Annotated in this window: 14 protein-coding genes; 12 read left to right on the forward strand and 2 right to left on the reverse strand. The window is 35.5% G+C overall.

Translation table 11 applies throughout. The features are described 5' to 3' along the window. Positions 1 to 34: 34 nt before the first annotated feature. A complete protein-coding gene (locus P700755_RS09895) occupies positions 35 to 709 on the reverse strand; it encodes a DUF2064 domain-containing protein (protein ID WP_015024528.1) in 675 nt (224 codons plus the stop codon). Between the two features lie 97 nt (positions 710 to 806). Continuing rightward, on the reverse strand, positions 807 to 1,187 hold the full coding sequence (locus P700755_RS09900; RefSeq protein WP_015024529.1) for a hypothetical protein: 381 nt from the start codon (positions 1,185 to 1,187) through the stop codon (positions 807 to 809). Between the two features lie 200 nt (positions 1,188 to 1,387). Here P700755_RS09900 and P700755_RS09905 point away from each other — a divergent pair, with 200 nt between their 5' ends. The 12 genes from P700755_RS09905 (at position 1,388) to P700755_RS09960 (ending at position 18,275) form a co-directional block, all read left to right on the forward strand. Further along, positions 1,388 to 2,719, forward strand: a complete 1,332-nt coding sequence (locus P700755_RS09905) for a c-type cytochrome (protein WP_015024530.1) — start codon at positions 1,388 to 1,390, stop codon at positions 2,717 to 2,719. A 27-nt stretch (positions 2,720 to 2,746) separates the two neighbouring features. Further along, positions 2,747 to 5,821, forward strand: coding sequence for a TAT-variant-translocated molybdopterin oxidoreductase (locus P700755_RS09910; protein WP_015024531.1), 3,075 nt, complete (start codon positions 2,747 to 2,749; stop codon positions 5,819 to 5,821). A gap of 32 nt (positions 5,822 to 5,853) precedes the next feature. Beyond that, entirely contained in the window at positions 5,854 to 7,320 is a 1,467-nt protein-coding gene (nrfD, locus tag P700755_RS09915) for an NrfD/PsrC family molybdoenzyme membrane anchor subunit (RefSeq protein ID WP_015024532.1), read from the forward strand. After that, positions 7,320 to 7,847 carry a DUF3341 domain-containing protein gene (locus P700755_RS09920; RefSeq protein WP_015024533.1) on the forward strand — a complete coding sequence of 176 codons (528 nt, stop codon included), beginning with the start codon at positions 7,320 to 7,322 and terminating at the stop codon, positions 7,845 to 7,847. The genes nrfD and P700755_RS09920 overlap by 1 nt, the downstream gene beginning before the upstream one ends. Before the next feature lie 4 nt (positions 7,848 to 7,851). After that, positions 7,852 to 8,448, forward strand: coding sequence for a c-type cytochrome (locus P700755_RS09925; protein ID WP_015024534.1), 597 nt, complete (start codon positions 7,852 to 7,854; stop codon positions 8,446 to 8,448). 23 nt (positions 8,449 to 8,471) lie between these two features. Then, a complete protein-coding gene (locus P700755_RS09930) occupies positions 8,472 to 9,776 on the forward strand; it encodes a hypothetical protein (protein ID WP_015024535.1) in 1,305 nt (434 codons plus the stop codon). A gap of 25 nt (positions 9,777 to 9,801) precedes the next feature. Next, positions 9,802 to 10,848 (forward strand): cytochrome c oxidase subunit II, encoded by a 1,047-nt coding sequence (locus P700755_RS09935; protein WP_015024536.1) that lies wholly within the window; start codon positions 9,802 to 9,804, stop codon positions 10,846 to 10,848. Positions 10,849 to 10,870: 22 nt separating this feature from the next. Beyond that, on the forward strand, positions 10,871 to 12,691 hold the full coding sequence (locus P700755_RS09940; protein ID WP_015024537.1) for a cytochrome c oxidase subunit I: 1,821 nt from the start codon (positions 10,871 to 10,873) through the stop codon (positions 12,689 to 12,691). 69 nt (positions 12,692 to 12,760) lie between these two features. Beyond that, the gene (ruvB, locus tag P700755_RS09945) at positions 12,761 to 13,783 is read left to right on the forward strand and encodes a Holliday junction branch migration DNA helicase RuvB (protein ID WP_015024538.1); all 1,023 of its coding nucleotides are present in this window, start codon (positions 12,761 to 12,763) and stop codon (positions 13,781 to 13,783) included. Between the two features lie 10 nt (positions 13,784 to 13,793). Continuing rightward, positions 13,794 to 15,116 carry a cytochrome P450 gene (locus P700755_RS09950; protein ID WP_015024539.1) on the forward strand — a complete coding sequence of 441 codons (1,323 nt, stop codon included), beginning with the start codon at positions 13,794 to 13,796 and terminating at the stop codon, positions 15,114 to 15,116. A 1,050-nt stretch (positions 15,117 to 16,166) separates the two neighbouring features. Then, positions 16,167 to 17,333 (forward strand): glycoside hydrolase 100 family protein, encoded by a 1,167-nt coding sequence (locus P700755_RS09955; RefSeq protein ID WP_015024540.1) that lies wholly within the window; start codon positions 16,167 to 16,169, stop codon positions 17,331 to 17,333. A gap of 3 nt (positions 17,334 to 17,336) precedes the next feature. Then, a complete protein-coding gene (locus P700755_RS09960; RefSeq protein WP_015024541.1) occupies positions 17,337 to 18,275 on the forward strand; it encodes a carbohydrate kinase family protein in 939 nt (312 codons plus the stop codon). Positions 18,276 to 18,290: the final 15 nt, after the last annotated feature.

The raw sequence follows: 18,290 nt of genomic DNA on the forward strand, positions 1-18,290 counted from the left end.
TTATAGAGTTTAAATAAGGGTTACTTGCTGGAAGTTAAGCAGGTAGAGGGGAGCCTTTGTTGTAGTAAAGACTTTTTAGTTGAGTCTTTGCAATATATTGAAAAAGGGTAGAGGGATTTTTCGATTTCCTTACTATTTTAAGCAAGATGCATTTCAGTTGAAAATCAATATATTTATTTCGAAGTAAGAGAAAAGCATCTTCATTACAATCTAGATCAATCAAGGTTTCGATACAGTCGAATTGGACAGAATTGCAAGTTAATTTGCTAAGTATTTCAGGAAGTAGATCTTTAGTATTCCATTTAAAATTCAAAAAAGACTTCTTTTCAAAAGAGTCTTTCTTTACTCCCCAAAGGTAAAAGCCTCCATCTCTAGAAGGACCAAAGCACATGCTGTTATATTCGAGAAGTTCTGAAGCTTCTAGGATATGCTTCACTTCCAAACCAGGAGTATCGTTTCCTATAGAAATGACTTGTTGATACCCTTTATCAAAAATGTGTTGAATAGCGTTCAAGTAGCGATTTTCAAAATCATCGCCAACCTGCCGATTTTCATCTATCCAGAAATGAGGAAGTTTACTTTCTTTTACAAGCTTTAGTAAATTTTTATGTTGAAAATCAAAAAATTCCTTACCATTTTTGATGCACTTCCGCTCTGCATCGATACGCGCGGAGTTTGCAAAAATTAATATGGCTGTTTTTGTTATCAAAATAAATCTTATAGGTTTTAAAGTCGGAATTATATGTATTCCTTACTTTTCAATTATAAATAGTCACGAAAATAATTGAGCTGAGGTTCAGCAAGATTTATTTCCCAGGTCTTATGATAAGTGTATTGGGATACTTATATTTAACTTTCTCAAAAGCTCTATCTGCTTGAATTCTATTTCTATAGTTACCAATCCAGACTTTATAATTAGGAGTCTGGTATAATATTCTAGATTCGATATTTAATTCTAAAGATTCAAATTCATCTTGAGTTTCTTTGGCTTTTTCAAGAGAACCTGAAAATATCTGAAGCTTATATGTATTTTTTAATTCATTGTTAGATTCTAAGGAATGCTTTTTGTTTAATAGGTCTGAAACGGTCATTAACTCAGAGGAGTTTAACTTATTTTGTGCCTCTAAGTGATTGAAGGTCACTAATGAAATAATTAAAAAAACACTTACAAATGAATATTTAGTCATGAAATATAATTTCAAACAAATGTACACTTTATAGGAAAGCAAGTGCTTTTATATTCTATTTAGAAAGATTATAAATTGCCATTTAACATATCTAGGTATTCCAGAAACGCTCATTTAGTGTTACTTTTGTGGACGGTTTTTTTGATGCTCAATCCTTTGTATTTATGGGCATCACATTAAAATAGATTAATAAATATCATATGAAAAAGACGATGGAACGCCCATTAAATTTGAAACACCTCTTCTTAGTGTTTCTTTTGCTTTTCACGCTCGTAACATTTGGTCAGGATGAAGTAGAGGCCGAATCTAATGCTGATGAAGCAAGCACTGAAGAAATTATTCCTAGTGCAGACCCTGTAAAAGGAAAGGAATTGTTTAATTCTCTTTGCGGAGCATGTCACAAACGTTATAAAAATGCAGTAGGACCCTCTTTGCATGGTGTTACTGAGCGCAGAGACATGGATTGGTTGTACAAATGGATTGTAAACAGCCAAGAATTAATAAAATCTGGAGATTCTCAAGCAGTACAATTGTATGAGGAGTGGAACAAAGTGGCTATGAATGCTTTCCCACAATTGAACAATCAAGATATAGACAACATTTTAGCTTATGTAGAAGAACCTAAGCCAGAGCCTGTAGTTGCAGTGGCGCAAGTTGCAGCTGGAGCAGAAGGACAAGGAGGTTCTGGGATTTCTACAGAAATTGTGTTAGGACTTCTATCAGTAGTTCTTTTGATATTATCTGTGATACTTATTTTAGTCAATAAAACTCTAAACCGTTTTGCTGTAGCTAATGGAATTCCTACAAAAGCAGACAAGCCAAAAGGTAAGCCGATTTGGGTTGCTTTTGCTGAAAATCAGTTTTTGGTTTTAGTGTCTATTGTTTTCTTGCTTCTAGCAGTAGCTTGGGGTGGTTATAGTTTCTTAATGCAGGTAGGTGTTGACCAAGGTTATGAACCCATACAGCCTATACATTATTCTCATAGAATACATGCGGGGGAAAATCAAATTGAGTGTAAGTATTGTCACTCTTCTGCTAGAGTTTCAAAGCACTCGGGAATACCTTCATTAAATGTGTGTATGAATTGTCATAAGCAAATAGCTGAAGTAGCACCGGAAACGGCTACAGAAGAATATTCAAAAGAATTTTATGATAATGAGATTCAAAAATTATATGAAGCTACTGGCTGGGATACCTCTACGCAGTCTTATACTGGAGAGACTAAACCCGTCAAATGGGTCCGTATTCACAACTTACCAGATTTCGTTTACTTCAATCATTCCCAACACGTAACTGTTGGTGGAATTGAATGTCAAACCTGTCATGGTCCTGTTGAAACATACGAGATCCAAAAACAATATGCTCCTTTAACTATGGGCTGGTGTATCAATTGCCATAGAGAAAGCAACATTAAAGTTGAAGGCAATGCGTACTACGAAAAAATACATGAAGAGCTTTCCAAAAAGTATGATGTAGAAGAATTAACTGTTGCAGAAATGGGCGGTTTGGAATGTGGAAAGTGTCATTATTAATAATAATATAGAAAATTAGAATTTGATATGTCATCAGAAAAGAAATATTGGAAAAGTGCCGAACAGCTAGAGGATAATAGTCCATTAGTAGAGTCGCTTGAACAAAATGAATTCGCAGATCATATCCCTTCAGATGAGTTTTTGGGTGATGAAGAAAATCTTGAGGGTACACAAACTTCCAGAAGAGACTTTTTGAAGTATGTAGGATTCAGTACAGCAGCGGCTTCTTTAGCTGCTTGTGAGGGTCCTGTAGTTAAATCTATCCCTTACGTTGTTCAGCCTGAGCGTATAATCCCCGGTGTAGCAGACTTTTATGCTACAACTATTGCAGATGGATTTGACTTCGCCAGTGTTCTTGTTAAGACGAGAGAAGGCCGACCAATAAAAATTGATAATAATAAAGTATCCAACGGACCTTCTGCCGGAAAAGCGAGGGTTCATGCCTCCGTTTTAGACCTGTATGATATCCAGCGTATACAGAATCCTCAAATTGAAAATAGAGATGTCACATGGACGGAATTTTTTTCATCCTTGGAAGCAGATTTAAAATTCAATGCTGAAAAGAAAACATATCTATTAACTCAAACTTTTGCCTCACCTTCAACAGACAAGCTTATAAAAGAGTTTCAAGAACAGTATCCTAACGTTGTTCACATTGTATATGATACCGTTTCTGATGAGGCTGCTTTAGATGCTTTTCAAGCTAAATACGGTTATAGAGCCTTGCCTAATTATGATTTTTCTAAATCTGAAATGATTGTTTCTGTTGGTGCCGATTTCTTAGGAGACTGGCAAGGTGGTGGTTTTGATTCTGGTTATAGTAAAAGTAGAGTGCCTAAAGACGGTAAAATGTCTCGCCACATTCAATTTGAAGCAAATATGTCTCTTACCGGAGCCAACGCTGATAAGCGTGTGCCAGTTAAACCCTCTTTACAGAAGAAAATTGTCGTAGAGATATATAATCAAATCGTTGGTAGAGTTGCTTCAACAAACTTTAGTGATGCCCTACAAATCCATGTTGATAATGCGATAACCCAACTTAAATCAAAATCTTCTAAGTCTATTTTTGTGACGGGACTACAATCTTTGGAAGCTCAAGCTATGGCTTTAGAGATTAATGAATCTTTGGGTAGTGAAGTTTTAAACCTTGAAAACCCAAGACTTATTCGTCAAGGGCAAAACTCTAAAATTAAAACCTTAATTTCAGAAGCAAATGCAGGAAATGTAGGTGTTTTAATGATTGCTGGAGTTAACCCAGTTTACTCTCTTCCAAACTCAGATGAATTTGTTGCTGCTTTAGGAAATATAAATACAACAGTCGGTTTTTCTATGAAGAAAGACGAAACGGCTTCACGTTGTAAATATATTGCTGCAACCCCTCATTTCTTAGAGTCATGGGGAGATGTGAGATTTACAAAAAAAGATTACAGTTTAATACAGCCTACAATTCAGCCGCTTTTCAATACCAAACAATTTGAAGATTGCTTATTGAAATTGACAGGTAATTCAAGTAAGTATTATGAGTATGTAAAAACTAATTTCAAGTCTACTTTTGATGGACTTTCTTGGAATCAATCTTTACATGATGGCAGTTTTTCCATAGATATGGAAATCCCAAAAGCTAAAGAAATATTTACTGTTGATTTTTCTTCAGGTGCTAGAAAGCTTATGTCTAAAAGCGATGCTGAAGGATTTGAATTGACCTTATATACTAAAACCTCTCTTGGAGACGGTCGTCAAGCCAATAACCCGTGGTTACAGGAAATGCCAGATCCCATTACCAGAACATCATGGGATAATTATGTGACCATGTCAAAAGTAGATGCTGAAGCTTTAGGTCTTACTAATACAAATGTTGCTAATGGCGCTTTAAATGGTAATTTCCTTGTTGTTTCATTAGGAGATAAGAAAATTTCTAAATTACCTGTAATTATCCAACCAGGTCAAGCACCTGGATCTATTGGTATTGCATTAGGTTACGGAAAAACAGAGTCTATCCAAGAAGAAATGCAGGTAGGTGTAAATGCTTTCCCACTTTACAATGACTTTGATGTTAACCAAAATGTTACTGTTGAAGCGGTGGATGGTATTCATGAGTTTGCTTGTGTCCAGCTTCACCATACGATGATGGGTAGGCGAGATATTGTAAAAGAAACGACCTTAGAAATTTTTAATACCAAAGACAGAGAACATTGGAATGCTGTTCCAAAGGTCTCTTTGAATCACAAAGAGGTTGAGGTTACTAGCCCTGATGTCGATCTTTGGGATGAATTTGATCGTTCTGTTGGGCATCACTTTAATCTTTCAATAGATCTGAACTCTTGTACAGGCTGTGGAGCTTGTGTTATTGCTTGCCATAGTGAAAACAATGTTCCTGTTGTTGGTAAATCCGAAATACGTAAGAGTAGAGATATGCACTGGTTGAGAATTGACCGCTACTATTCTTCGGAAGAAACAATTGTGGAGGATTACGATAAGAAAAATAATATATCTGGACTTACTAGTGCTATAAATACTTATGGAGAATTAGAAGTTGCTTCAGAAGAAGATGTGCAAGTGATATTTCAGCCTGTAATGTGTCAGCATTGTAATCATGCTCCTTGTGAAACCGTTTGTCCTGTAGCAGCTTCTGCGCACGGTCGCCAAGGTCAAAACCACATGACTTACAATAGATGTGTTGGAACTAGATACTGTGCTAATAACTGTCCTTATAAAGTGAGACGATTCAATTGGTTCTTATACAACCAAAATGATGAGTTCGATTACCACATGAATAATGACTTGGGACGTATGGTCTTAAATCCTGATGTGACTGTGAGATCACGTGGTGTGATGGAGAAATGTTCTATGTGTATTCAAAAAACTCAGAAAACTATTCTAGATGCTAAACGTGAAGGGAGAGTTATTGAGGATGGAGAATTCCATACTGCATGTTCTGCAGCCTGTGATAATGGTGCTATGTCTTTTGGAGATATTAATGATAAAGAAAGTGTAGTTTATAAGCAAACACAAGACGATAGAATGTATCATCTTTTAGAGTACTTAGGAACTAAGCCTAATGTGATGTATCATACTAAAGTCAGAAACACTACAGAAGCATAATCAACTAACTAGGAATAAATTTATAACAAATTATGTCTCATTACGAATCACCTATTAGAAAACCCTTAGTTACAGGGGATAAATCTTACCACGACGTTACACTTGATGTGGTAAGACCTGTAGAGGGAAAGGCAAATAAATCATGGTGGGTGGTTTTCTCCATAGCACTCATTGCCTTTTTATGGGGTTTAGGTTGTATTGTTTACACTGTATCTGAAGGAATTGGTACTTGGGGTCTTAACAAAACCATAGGTTGGGCTTGGGATATTACCAATTTTGTTTGGTGGGTAGGTATTGGCCATGCTGGAACATTAATTTCCGCAGTTCTCTTGCTCTTCAGACAAAAATGGAGAATGGCCATTAACAGATCTGCTGAGGCCATGACTATTTTCTCCGTTATTCAAGCGGGTCTTTTTCCAATTATTCACATGGGTCGTCCATGGTTAGCGTATTGGGTTCTTCCTATTCCTAATCAGTTTGGATCTCTGTGGGTTAACTTTAACTCTCCTCTTCTTTGGGATGTATTTGCTATTTCAACCTATCTTTCTGTATCCTTAGTTTTCTGGTGGACAGGTCTATTGCCTGATTTTGCTATGATAAGAGATCGAGCTGTAAAGCCTTTTCAGAAACGTATTTATGGTATATTATCTTTTGGATGGAGTGGTAGAGCAAAAGACTGGCAGAGATTCGAAGAAGTGTCATTGGTTCTTGCAGGTTTAGCAACACCATTGGTTCTTTCGGTTCACACTATTGTATCTTTTGACTTTGCTACGTCAGTCATACCGGGTTGGCACACCACTATATTTCCACCTTACTTTGTTGCTGGGGCTGTGTTTTCTGGTTTTGCAATGGTTAATACTCTTCTTATTATTATGAGAAAAGTTTCTAATCTCGAAAACTATATTACCATTCAACATATAGAATTGATGAATATAGTCATCATGATTACAGGTTCTATTGTAGGTGTTGCCTATATTACCGAGTTATTTATGGCCTGGTATTCAGGTGTGGAATACGAACAATATGCTTTCCTTAATAGGGCAACGGGTCCATATTGGTGGGCTTATATGTTAATGATGACTTGTAACGTAGTCTCGCCTCAATTTATGTGGTTCCCAAAATTAAGACGAAGTATCATGTTTTCTTTCTTTATATCTATCGTCGTAAATATTGGTATGTGGTTTGAGCGTTTTGTAATTATTGTAACCTCACTGCACAGAGATTATATGCCATCTGCTTGGACTATGTTCTCTCCAACTTTTGTAGAGATTGGAATTTTTGTAGGAACAATTGGTTTTTTCTTTGTGTTATTCCTATTGTATGCTAGAACATTTCCTGTGATTGCTCAAGCTGAAGTTAAATCCATCTTGAAAACCTCTGGAGAAAAGTATAAAAAAATAAGAGCTGAGAAAGGAGAAGATGCAAATCTCTATGACATGCCAGAGCAACAACCTTTACCAAATTTTACAGAACAGTTTAATTCTAAATCTAACTCATAATGGCATCGAAAGTTTTACATGCGATTTTTACAGATGATGATATTTTGATGCATGCAGTTAAAGCATTGCGCGAAAAAAAATATAGCATTGACGAAGTGTTTTGTCCGTTTCCTGTTCATGGTTTGGATAAGGCTATGGGATTACCTGGTACCCGTTTAGCTATTACCTCTTTTTTATATGGTTTGGTTGGTTTAGCTGTATCTACTTGGATGATGAATTTTATTATGATAGAAGATTGGCCGCAAGACATAGGTGGTAAACCAAGCTTTAGTTACTTACAAAATATGCCAGCTTTTGTTCCTATTATGTTTGAGATGACAGTGTTTTTCGCAGCACACTTAATGGTTATTACTTTCTACCTGAGAAGTAAGTTGTGGCCATTCAAAAAAGCCGAGAATCCTGACGTAAGAACGACAGATGATAAATTTTTAATGGAAGTATCTGTCAATGAAAATAACGTTCAAGCTATTGCTGAAGTCTTGTACGAAAATGGCGCTTCAGAAATTAAATTAATAGATAATAAATAAGTTCATGAAAAGTTTATTTACCATATTACTTATAGCTTTTTGTATGACCCTTATCTCGTGTTCAGATAAAAGGGAACGTAATTATCAGTATTTTCCTGATATGTATGAATCTATCCCTTATGATACTTATGGAGCTTACGATATTTTTCAGGATGGGCAACAGGCAAAAAAACCTGGGGAAGGGACAATATCTAGAGGGTTTACACCTTACGAATACGACGACGATTCAGAAGGATACGCATTAGCAAAAGCTGAGTTGAAAAATGAGGTCCCTTACACGGAAGAGCATTTAGCTAAAGGAAAAGAGCTTTATACTATTTATTGTGCAACATGTCATGGTGACAATGGAAAAGGAAAAGGATATCTTGTAGAACGTGAAAAAATTCTTGGTGTGCCTAGTTATGATGATCAGGGTAGAGCAATTACCGAAGGAAGTGTGTATCACGTGATGTGGCATGGGATTAATACTATGGGTTCCTACGCTTCTCAAATGGATAACAAAGAACTTTGGCTTGTCGACCATTATGTTATGAAACTAAAAGCTGAGTTGGAAGGTAAAGCACCAAGAGAACTTGAATTAGAGTCTGAATTTAAAAAATAATTATAATACCAAGCTGAGATATTATGTATACAATGTCAAGTAAATTAAAATTATTCTCTTTGGCCCTCATTATTGTTGGAGCCATAGGCTTAATTTACGGATTCATAGATGCGCCATCATCTGTTGAAGACGTCAAAGAAATGCTTCACGCAGAAGATGCTGCACACGTTGGTGATAGCGTAGCCATGGAATCCAGCGTCGCTGGCGAAGCAGATCATGCAGATGAACATGCTGAGCATTTATTTCATCAACTCCAAAACAAACCTTGGGCGGCTATTTATGTTCCAGCTTTATTTATATTTTTAATTTCCCTAGGTGTTTTTGTGTTTTATGCCCTTCAAAATGCTGCACAAGCAGGATGGTCCCCCGTCCTATTTAGAGTTATGGAAGGTATAGCCTCATACTTAGTTCCTGGTGGAATTATTGTGTATATCCTACTTGTATTATCGACTCTCCACCTCAATCATTTATTCATTTGGATGGACCCTGAAGTCGTTGCAAACGATGCCATTATTCAAAACAAAACAGCCTACTTAAACACACCCTTTTTCTTAATAAGAGCTGCTATATATATGATCGGTTGGATTATTTTCTCTAAATTGATTATCAAGAATTCTAGAAAACTCGATGAGGGGTTTAGCCTTACTTTACACAAGCGTAATTTTAAGCTTTCTGCTATGTTTCTAGTTTTCTTCATTGTAACAGAATCTATGATGTCTTGGGACTGGATTATGAGTATTGATACTCACTGGTTTAGTACTTTATTTGGATGGTTTGTTTTAGCAAGTATTTTAGTTTCTGCAGTGACTACTATAGCTTTGGTTACGATTTACCTGAAAGGTAAAGGCTATTTAGAGCATGTAAATAACAGTCATATTCACGATTTAGCTAAATTCATGATGGGATTTTCTATATTCTGGGCTTATCTGTGGTTTTCACAATTTTTATTGATTTGGTATTCCAACATACCAGAAGAGGTGACATACTACGCACAAAGGTTAGAGGATTATCCCGTTTTATTCTTTGGAACTGTAATTTTGAATTGGCTTCTCCCAATGTTGATTTTAATAAATTCTGATTTCAAGAGGGTCAATTGGATAGTCATTTTTGCTGGTATTATTATACTTGTAGGAAACTATATCAACTTTTTTGTTCTTATTATGCCAGGCACAGTTGGAGAATCTTGGTTCATTGGTATTACAGAAATATGCTCCGTTTTGTTGATTTTGGGTATATTTATATTCACAGTATTTAGTGCTTTAGCAAAAGCACCTCTAACTGTAAAACACAGTGCTTTCCTTGAAGAAAGCAAACATTTTCACTACTAGAAACCTATTAAAAGAAAGATAGAAGATGACCGCATTACTCATAATAATTGTTGCAGCCCTTTTAGGAATTACGATTTGGCAAATTTCAAAGATCTTCAAATTATCGCAACCTATTGAAAGTGACGATTCACAAATTGCCACCAATAAAGACAACGAAACCCAAGGAAAATTATTTTTAGTTTTCATTGTATTTTTTTACGGTCTTATGCTTTATTCATTTTGGAGCCTAAGCAAATTTTATGCGCCAGCGGCGTCAGACCATGCTGAAGATTATGATCAATTATTTTTCATATCTGTAGCACTTATTATGTTTGTTCAGGTAATAACTCAATTCATGCTTCACTGGTTTGCCTTTAAATATAGAGGTCAAAAAGGAAGGAAAGCCATTTTTTATGCTGATAATGATAAACTCGAATTTATATGGACTATCATTCCCGTTATCACATTATCTGCTCTTATTATTTACGGGTTATTTAGTTGGTCTGAAATCATGAACGTTGAAGAAACTGATGAGACGCTTGTCGTTGAAATCTATGCTTATCAATTTGCTTGGAGAGCTAGATATTCTGGGGAAGACCGAACCCTTGGCGAGGCCAATGTTAGATTTATAGAAGGTATCAATCAATTAGGTGTCAGTGAAACCGACCCTTATGCTAAAGATGATATTATAACTACAGTATTACATTTACCTGTGGATCGACCTGTGTTATTTAAATTTAGATCACAGGATGTTTTACATTCTGCTTATTTTCCATTTTTTAGATCGCAAATGAATGTTGTTCCTGGGATGACCACACAGTTTGGCTTTACACCTACAACAACTTCTAAAGAAATCCGAAATAGTGATTACATGGTTGATAAAGTGCGAAATATCAACGAAATTCGTGAGAATAATGATAATCTCGGGCCAGATGAAAAAAGTTACGAGTTTGAATATTACTTGCTGTGTAATAAGATTTGTGGCGTGTCTCATTATAACATGCAAATGAAAATTGTTGTTGAAACTGAAGAAGAATATCAAAAATGGATTTCGGAGCAGCAAACTTTTGGAGAACTAACAGCACAAAATTAATTATAAAAATAAATAAGAATATATGTCAGTAGCTGCACAACCACTTGCGAACGATCATGCACATGAGGAAGGACATCACGAACCTACTTTCATAGAGAAGTACATATTTAGTACAGATCATAAAATGATCGCTAAACAATATTTAATTTCTGGCCTCATCATGGGTTTTATTGGTATAGCAATGTCTATGTTAATGAGATTACAATTGGCATGGCCAAATGAAACTTTTTGGATTTACGAAGTTTTACTTGGACGCTTTGGAGAAGATGGAGTAATGGATCCAAGTATCTATTTAGCTCTCTCTACAATTCACGGAACCATTATGATTTTCTATGTCCTTACGGCAGGCTTGAGTGGTACGTTCAGTAATTTACTTATACCCCTCCAAATTGGGGCTAGAGATATGGCTTCAGGATTTATGAACATGCTATCCTTTTGGTTGTTCTTCATTTCCTGTGTTGTCATCGTTTCCTCTTTCTTTGTAGAAGCTGGTCCTGCATCTGCTGGATGGACTGTCTATCCACCGCTTAGTGCATTACCACAAGCTATAGGTGGTTCAGGATTGGGGATGACACTTTGGTTGGTTGCTATAACCATATTTGTTGCCTCATCTCTTTTAGGTTCACTTAATTATATTGTAACGGTTCTTAATTTAAGAACTCAAGGGATGACGATGACAAGATTACCCCTAACGATTTGGGCTTTTTTTGTTACTGCAATCATAGGTGTGGTTTCATTCCCTGTTCTTTTAGCTGCTGGTCTTCTTCTTTTGATGGACCGTAGTTTTGGAACATCATTTTTCCTAAGTGATATTTATATACAAGGTGAAGTCCTATCTTATCAAGGTGGTTCTCCTGTTTTGTATGAGCACTTATTTTGGTTTTTAGGTCACCCAGAGGTTTACATTGTTTTACTACCTGCTCTAGGAATCACATCAGAAATTATAGCGACCAATTCTAGAAAGCCAATTTTTGGATATAGAGCGATGATAGCTTCTATTCTAGCTATCGCTTTTCTATCTACAGTAGTTTGGGGTCACCATATGTTCGTGTCTGGTATGAATCCATTTTTAGGTTCTGTCTTCACATTTACAACTCTTTTAATTGCTATACCTTCAGCTGTTAAAGCCTTCAATTATATAACAACCCTTTGGAAAGGTAACCTCCAATTAAATCCTGGTATGTTATTTTCCATTGGATTAGTGTCTACTTTTATTACTGGTGGTCTTACAGGTATTATTTTAGGGGATAGTACATTGGATATAAATGTACACGATACTTATTTCGTTATTGCTCACTTTCACCTGGTAATGGGTATATCAGCTTTATATGGATTATTTGCTGGAATTTACCACTGGTTTCCAAAAATGTTTGGTAGAATGATGAACAAAAATCTTGGTTATGTCCATTTTTGGATCACTGCTGTTGGAGCTTATGGTATTTTCTTCCCAATGCACTTTATTGGAATGGCAGGGTTACCAAGGCGTTATTATAAATTTACAGAGTTTCCTTATTTTGATGATTTAGCAAATACTAATATTCTTATATCTGTATTCGCGTTCATCACTGCAGGTGCTCAATTATTTTTTGTCTATAATTTTATTTCTTCAATTTTCTATGGGAAGAAAGCAGAGCAAAACCCATGGAAGTCAAATACCCTAGAGTGGACTACTCCTGTGAAGCATATTCACGGTAACTGGCCCGGTGAAATTCCACATGTTCACAGATGGTCTTACGACTATAGCAAACTGAATAAAGAGGAAACAGATTACGTGATTGCTGGTCAAGATTTTGTACCTCAAAACGTACCTTTGCAGGAACATGAAGAAGAAATGGATGACTAATTATTCTTTAAGATAGAGAGAAGCCTTCAAGTCAAATTTCTTGGAGGCTTTTTTATTTATATTTGTAATATGAACGAAAATTTAGATGCTACGGGCAGCAATTTCGATAATCAAGACCATGAGGTAGATCGAGCGTTGAGACCACTTTCTTTTGATGATTTTGCTGGTCAATCTCATGTATTAGAGAATCTCCAGGTTTTCGTAAAAGCAGCTAACTTAAGAGGCGAAGCTCTAGACCATACTCTTTTTCATGGTCCTCCTGGCTTAGGTAAAACAACTTTAGCTCATATTCTTGCTAATGAACTCCAAACTGGAATCAAAATTACTTCAGGTCCAGTCATTGATAAACCAGGGGATTTAGCTGGTCTGCTAACTAATCTGGAACCTCGGGATGTTCTATTTATAGATGAAATTCATAGGTTGAGTTCAGTAGTTGAGGAGTATCTATATTCTGCTATGGAAGACTTTAAAATCGATATTATGATCGAGTCTGGGCCTAATGCTAGAAGTGTTGAGATCAATTTGAATCCGTTTACACTAGTTGGAGCTACAACGCGTTCAGGATTGCTTACAGCTCCAATGCGAGCAAGATTCGGAATTTCAAGTCGATTAGAATACTATTCAACGGAATTACTTAGCGGTATTATTTTAAGGAGTGGCTCAATCTTAGGGGTGTCGATAACCACCGATTCTGCTATCGAAATAGCTGGTAGGAGTCGGGGAACACCCAGGATTGCTAATGCTTTACTGAGACGAGTTCGAGATTTTGCTCAGATTAAAGGTAACGGCAAAATCGATATGGAAATTTCGAAGTATAGCCTCAAGGCTTTAAATGTAGATGCCTTTGGTTTGGATGATATGGATAATAAAATTTTATTAACCATAATTGATAAATTTAAAGGGGGTCCTGTCGGCTTAACTACTCTGGCGACTGCAGTTAGCGAAAATGCTGAAACTATAGAGGAAGTATATGAACCCTTCCTAATTCAACAAGGCTTTATAAATCGTACTCCTCGTGGAAGGGAAGTAACCGACTCAGCCTACAAACACCTTGGCAAACTAAGAGAAAGTAAACAAAAAGGATTATTCTAACAAAACATTTATGACATCTTCCACTCATTTCCCTGAGGTTCCTGTAATTGAGTTTTTAAAACATGCAGGTAATATTCTAAAGAACCCTTTACCTTTTCACCAAAAGAACTTTGAAGCCTTAGGAAACACTTTTAGATTAAATCTAGGCTTAGGCAATTCAGTGGTTTTTTCTAGAGACCCTGAATTTGCCATTTATGCCTTAAGGGACAACCAAAAGAATTTTAAGAAAACCGATATCCAAACTAAAGACTTGGCCAAGTATGTAGGTCACGGACTATTGACTTCTGAAGGACAAAAATGGAAATCACAGCGAAAATTAATTCAGCCAGCTTTTCACAAAAAAAACATCTACTCCCTTCTAGATGTTATGGTAGAAGCCATAGACAAAGAACTAGAAAGAATAGAGGTCGATACTCCTATAGATATCTTTCCGATATTTAATGATCTTGCTTTTAAAGTTGTGGTAAAAAGCTTGTTTAGCGATGCCATAAATGCAGAAGAAATTTCTCGCTTGCAGTATATCACAGAAGAAACTCAAAAAATGCTGGTTAAAGAATTAAGGCAGCCCTATAAAAAATGGTGGTTTGTTCTAAGCCAGGAATTAAAAAGAAACTTGAATTTAAGCCGAGAAGCTAGAGATTTGCTCATTCGAATTATAAAAAGACGGCAAAATTCTAACTCTGAAAGTAAAGATTTACTAGACATGCTTTTGGCTTTGACCTATGAAGATGGTTCTAAGATGAATCAAGAACAATTGATAGATGAAATTTTAATTTTATTTATTGCTGGCCATGAAACTACCTCCAACGCTTTGTCTTTTACGGTTCAGTTGATAGGTCAAGATGAACATGTACAAGAAAAATTAGTTTCAGAAATAGATCTTCTTGAAGACCATTCTTTCTTTGATATTTTGAAAGATAGTAAGTATACTGAGAATGTCATACAGGAATCTATGCGCCTTTTTCCTCCAGTTTACTTTATAGATCGGCAGAATATTGAGCGTGATACTTTCAAAGGATTTGAAATTCCACAAGGAACCACTCTCCTTTTTTCTGTACACCAAATCCATAGAAATGCTACAAACTGGGAAAATCCGAACAAATTTATGCCAGAACGGTTTCAGGATTCAAGAAGCGTAAGTAATTTTTATTTTCCTTTTGGCGCAGGACCTAGAAAATGTATAGGCAATAATTTTGCAATGTACGAAATCACGTTAGCCATCAACCGGCTGTTAAAAACCTATAAGATCGAACAAGTCAATAAAGAGATTGAAATTCAACCTCTTATTAGTCTTAAGCCAAAAAATGCAATAGTCAAATTCTCTAAACGGTAAAGCGATTAAACCAAATTAAATTTATAATATCGTATAAATAAATTGAATTATACTTCGACGTAGATCAGCACAGGTTTTTTGATGGATTGAAATTAAATATAATTAGCATAGCCTTAGTTGTGGCAATTATTTTTGACAAAAAGCTGGTGAAAAAAGCCTGTGCCGAATTCGTCTTGGTAAAACGATTTATTGCGACATTATAGGTTTAATTTGGCATAAGAGATCTCCAATGAAATCTTTAGAAAATTAGCTGTTAAGCGAACTAAATATAAGGGTCTTAAGTGGAATATAAATCACTTTAAAACGAACGAATTCCTTTACAGAAAATCTCTGTTAATCAGTTTTATAGAAACCTCAATTTCTTCTATAAATGAGGTGGGGTGCTTTTTTTTCTGCTGAATTTGATGGTATAAAAGCTTACAGGCTTTTTTCTCCATTTTAAAGTCAAGTTAGTGGATTGAAGAGAGACTTATGTCACTCGTTCTCTCATGAAACTTCATAAAAGCCAATGAAATTTCAGATGTATCTCCTAAAACACATTTAGAATATATAGCTTAAGTTAATTAGCTAGACACAAAAAAAGTACTCAAAATGCATTTATGAAAAACTATTATGACGTTACTTTTTTTTTGATGAAAAAATGGTCGCAATGGAAATACTAATTGATTTATAAAAAGTATCACATTCAAGAAACGAATTTTGATGAAATAGGAGAAAATAAACTTTAAGACTTTTAAGAAAGACTAAAGGTAGACCTTGGAAAATCAACTATAAAATATACAAGTCAATAATAGACTTTGACCTGAAATTTGTAGTTTAGATTAATTTAAAAATTAATAATTCTTTGTTGAATTATACCAAATTATATTTATAATGCCGTATGAATAAATTGAATTATTTTTTGATTGATTGATTGAAATCAAAAATAACTAGCATAGCCTTAGCTACGGTAATTATTTTTGATGAAAAGCAGGCGAAAAAGAAACGATTTATTGCGTCATTATAGGTCTAATTTGGTATTACAACATAAAATCCAGTAGACTAAAATCGATGAATGAGAAAGCATTAGGATTATTGAGAAAAGTCTCCACAGACAAAGGTTTCTTAGCAAGCTCATCAGATATTTCAAACTATAAGCGAATCTGGGCTAGAGATGGAGTTATCTGTACTTTAGCAGCATTATCCAGTGGAGATAAGCAGCTCATTGAGGTTGGTAAACATACTTTGCTTAACCTAGCAGAGCACCAACATGAATTTGGAAACATCCCTTCCAATATCGAATTTCAAGGCACTACTGTAAAATTAAGCTTTGGAGGATTAGCTCCACGTGTAGATACTCTAGCTTGGTTTATTATCGGTGTCTGTCAATACAGTCATTCTCAAGGTGATGCTTCGTTTTTTGATCGTCTTAAACCACATATGTTAAAAGCTTTTAGGTTGATGGAAACTTGGGAGTTCAATTTTAAGCATTTGATGTATGTTCCGCGAAGTGGAAATTGGGCAGATGAATACCCTACCCAAGGATTCACACTATACGACCAAGTATTAAGGGTTTGGGCTTTACGGTCGTTTTTGCATCATGAACATCATGTGGATTTAGCTCAGAAACAAAAAGATATTCTGAATCAAATTCAGATTAATTTCAAAAAGAGAGAGGACACATCTGAACAAGTTTACCACCCTAAGGCTTACAGCAGTTTGAAAAAAACAAAGTACTGGGTGGCATCACTAGAACCAGCAGGTTACCAAACACAATTTGATGCCTTTGGTAATGCTTTAGCGCTATTATTAGGGATAGGAAGCGAAAAAGACCAAAAAGAGCTAATCAATTATTCTGAAGATTTAAGACAAGAAGTCAAGCTGAAATTATTACCAGCATTCTGGCCTGTCATCACTTCAGAAGATAAAGACTGGGAGCTACTTCAAAACAATTGTGCTTATGAATTTAGAAATTATCCTTATCAATTTCATAATGGGGGGACGTGGCAAATGATAAATGGGTTTTATGGTTTAGCACTCTTAAAGGCTAATCACAGAGATTCGGCAGAAACAGTTTTAAGGCTTATTAAAGAGTTAAATGCTAAGGAAGAGTGGAAGTTTTATGAAAACTTTGATTCTAAGAATGGAAATCCCAACGGAGTTCCTCTTTGTGCTTGGAGTGCTGCTGCTGAAATCATTTTGGAACAAAACTTAAAACATAACACCCTAATACTTTAGAAAATGTTGAATAACCAACTAGATATTATTTGTGTAGGAGAAGCTTTAGTCGATTTTATCGGCCATGAAATAGGGAGTATTAGCAAAACCACCAATTATCAGCGCCATCTGGGAGGGTCGCCTACTAATGTATCTTTGAATTTAGCAAAATTAAAATTAAAAGTTGCTTTAGTCGCAACTTTAGGTAAGGATGGTTTGGGCGATTATATTTTAGAAGGACTTCAAGCTTCAAATATAGATGTTTCAAATGTTAGTATTTCAGTATTGAAGCCAACGAGTGTTATTTTTATTTCGAAGACAGATGCAACTCCGGAATTTATTCCCTACCGGGAAGCAGATCACGAAATTATTCTGAGTCAATTTAAAGATGTTTCCTTTTCGGGGATAAGGGTGTTTCATACCACCTGCTTTGCTTTGAGTAAAAACCCAGCGAGAGAGACTATACTAAAAATGGCCAAAAAGGCTTATTTGTTAAATTGTAAGTTGAGTATAGATCTCAATTACTCCAATATAATTTGGCCAAACAAACAGGAAGCAATTTCAACTCTTGAAACGTTCTGCGCATTTAATCCCTTAATTAAAATTAGTGAAGATGATAAGCGACGTTTACTGGGCAATATTTCCGACGACATAATGTTTGAATACTTTCATAAATTGGGAGTTGATACTATTTGTTATACGAAAGGAAGTAAAGGTGTGAAATTGTCTGTAAAAGGAGAAAAAATAATACATATGGAGGCCCTTAAAATTGAAAAAGTGGTGGATGCTACCGGAGCTGGAGATGCCTTTTGGTCTGGCTTTTTATATTCTTATATTAGGAATTATAATTATACCAATTGTTTAAAATTTGGTTTGAAGTTAGCTTCTCTAAAGCTCCAATCCCTAGGGAGCTCTAGTTTTAATCCTAATATTGGAGAGGATTTCTTTCAGAATAACGCATAAGGTTTACCTTTGTTT

The sequence above is a fragment of the Psychroflexus torquis ATCC 700755 genome (assembly GCF_000153485.2).
GTDB lineage: Bacteria > Bacteroidota > Bacteroidia > Flavobacteriales > Flavobacteriaceae > Psychroflexus > Psychroflexus torquis.

Excerpts from the sequence above, each read along its gene's own strand:
- P700755_RS09900 (WP_015024529.1), bottom strand. The coding sequence starts at position 1,187 with ATGACTAAATATTCATTTGTAAGTGTTTTTTTAATTATTTCATTAGTG.
- P700755_RS09905 (WP_015024530.1), top strand. The coding sequence starts at position 1,388 with ATGAAAAAGACGATGGAACGCCCATTAAATTTGAAACACCTCTTCTTA.
- P700755_RS09910 (WP_015024531.1), top strand. The coding sequence starts at position 2,747 with ATGTCATCAGAAAAGAAATATTGGAAAAGTGCCGAACAGCTAGAGGAT.
- nrfD (WP_015024532.1), top strand. The coding sequence starts at position 5,854 with ATGTCTCATTACGAATCACCTATTAGAAAACCCTTAGTTACAGGGGAT.
- P700755_RS09920 (WP_015024533.1), top strand. The coding sequence starts at position 7,320 with ATGGCATCGAAAGTTTTACATGCGATTTTTACAGATGATGATATTTTG.
- P700755_RS09925 (WP_015024534.1), top strand. The coding sequence starts at position 7,852 with ATGAAAAGTTTATTTACCATATTACTTATAGCTTTTTGTATGACCCTT.
- P700755_RS09930 (WP_015024535.1), top strand. The coding sequence starts at position 8,472 with ATGTATACAATGTCAAGTAAATTAAAATTATTCTCTTTGGCCCTCATT.
- P700755_RS09935 (WP_015024536.1), top strand. The coding sequence starts at position 9,802 with ATGACCGCATTACTCATAATAATTGTTGCAGCCCTTTTAGGAATTACG.
- P700755_RS09940 (WP_015024537.1), top strand. The coding sequence starts at position 10,871 with ATGTCAGTAGCTGCACAACCACTTGCGAACGATCATGCACATGAGGAA.
- ruvB (WP_015024538.1), top strand. The coding sequence starts at position 12,761 with ATGAACGAAAATTTAGATGCTACGGGCAGCAATTTCGATAATCAAGAC.
- P700755_RS09950 (WP_015024539.1), top strand. The coding sequence starts at position 13,794 with ATGACATCTTCCACTCATTTCCCTGAGGTTCCTGTAATTGAGTTTTTA.
- P700755_RS09955 (WP_015024540.1), top strand. The coding sequence starts at position 16,167 with ATGAATGAGAAAGCATTAGGATTATTGAGAAAAGTCTCCACAGACAAA.
- P700755_RS09960 (WP_015024541.1), top strand. The coding sequence starts at position 17,337 with ATGTTGAATAACCAACTAGATATTATTTGTGTAGGAGAAGCTTTAGTC.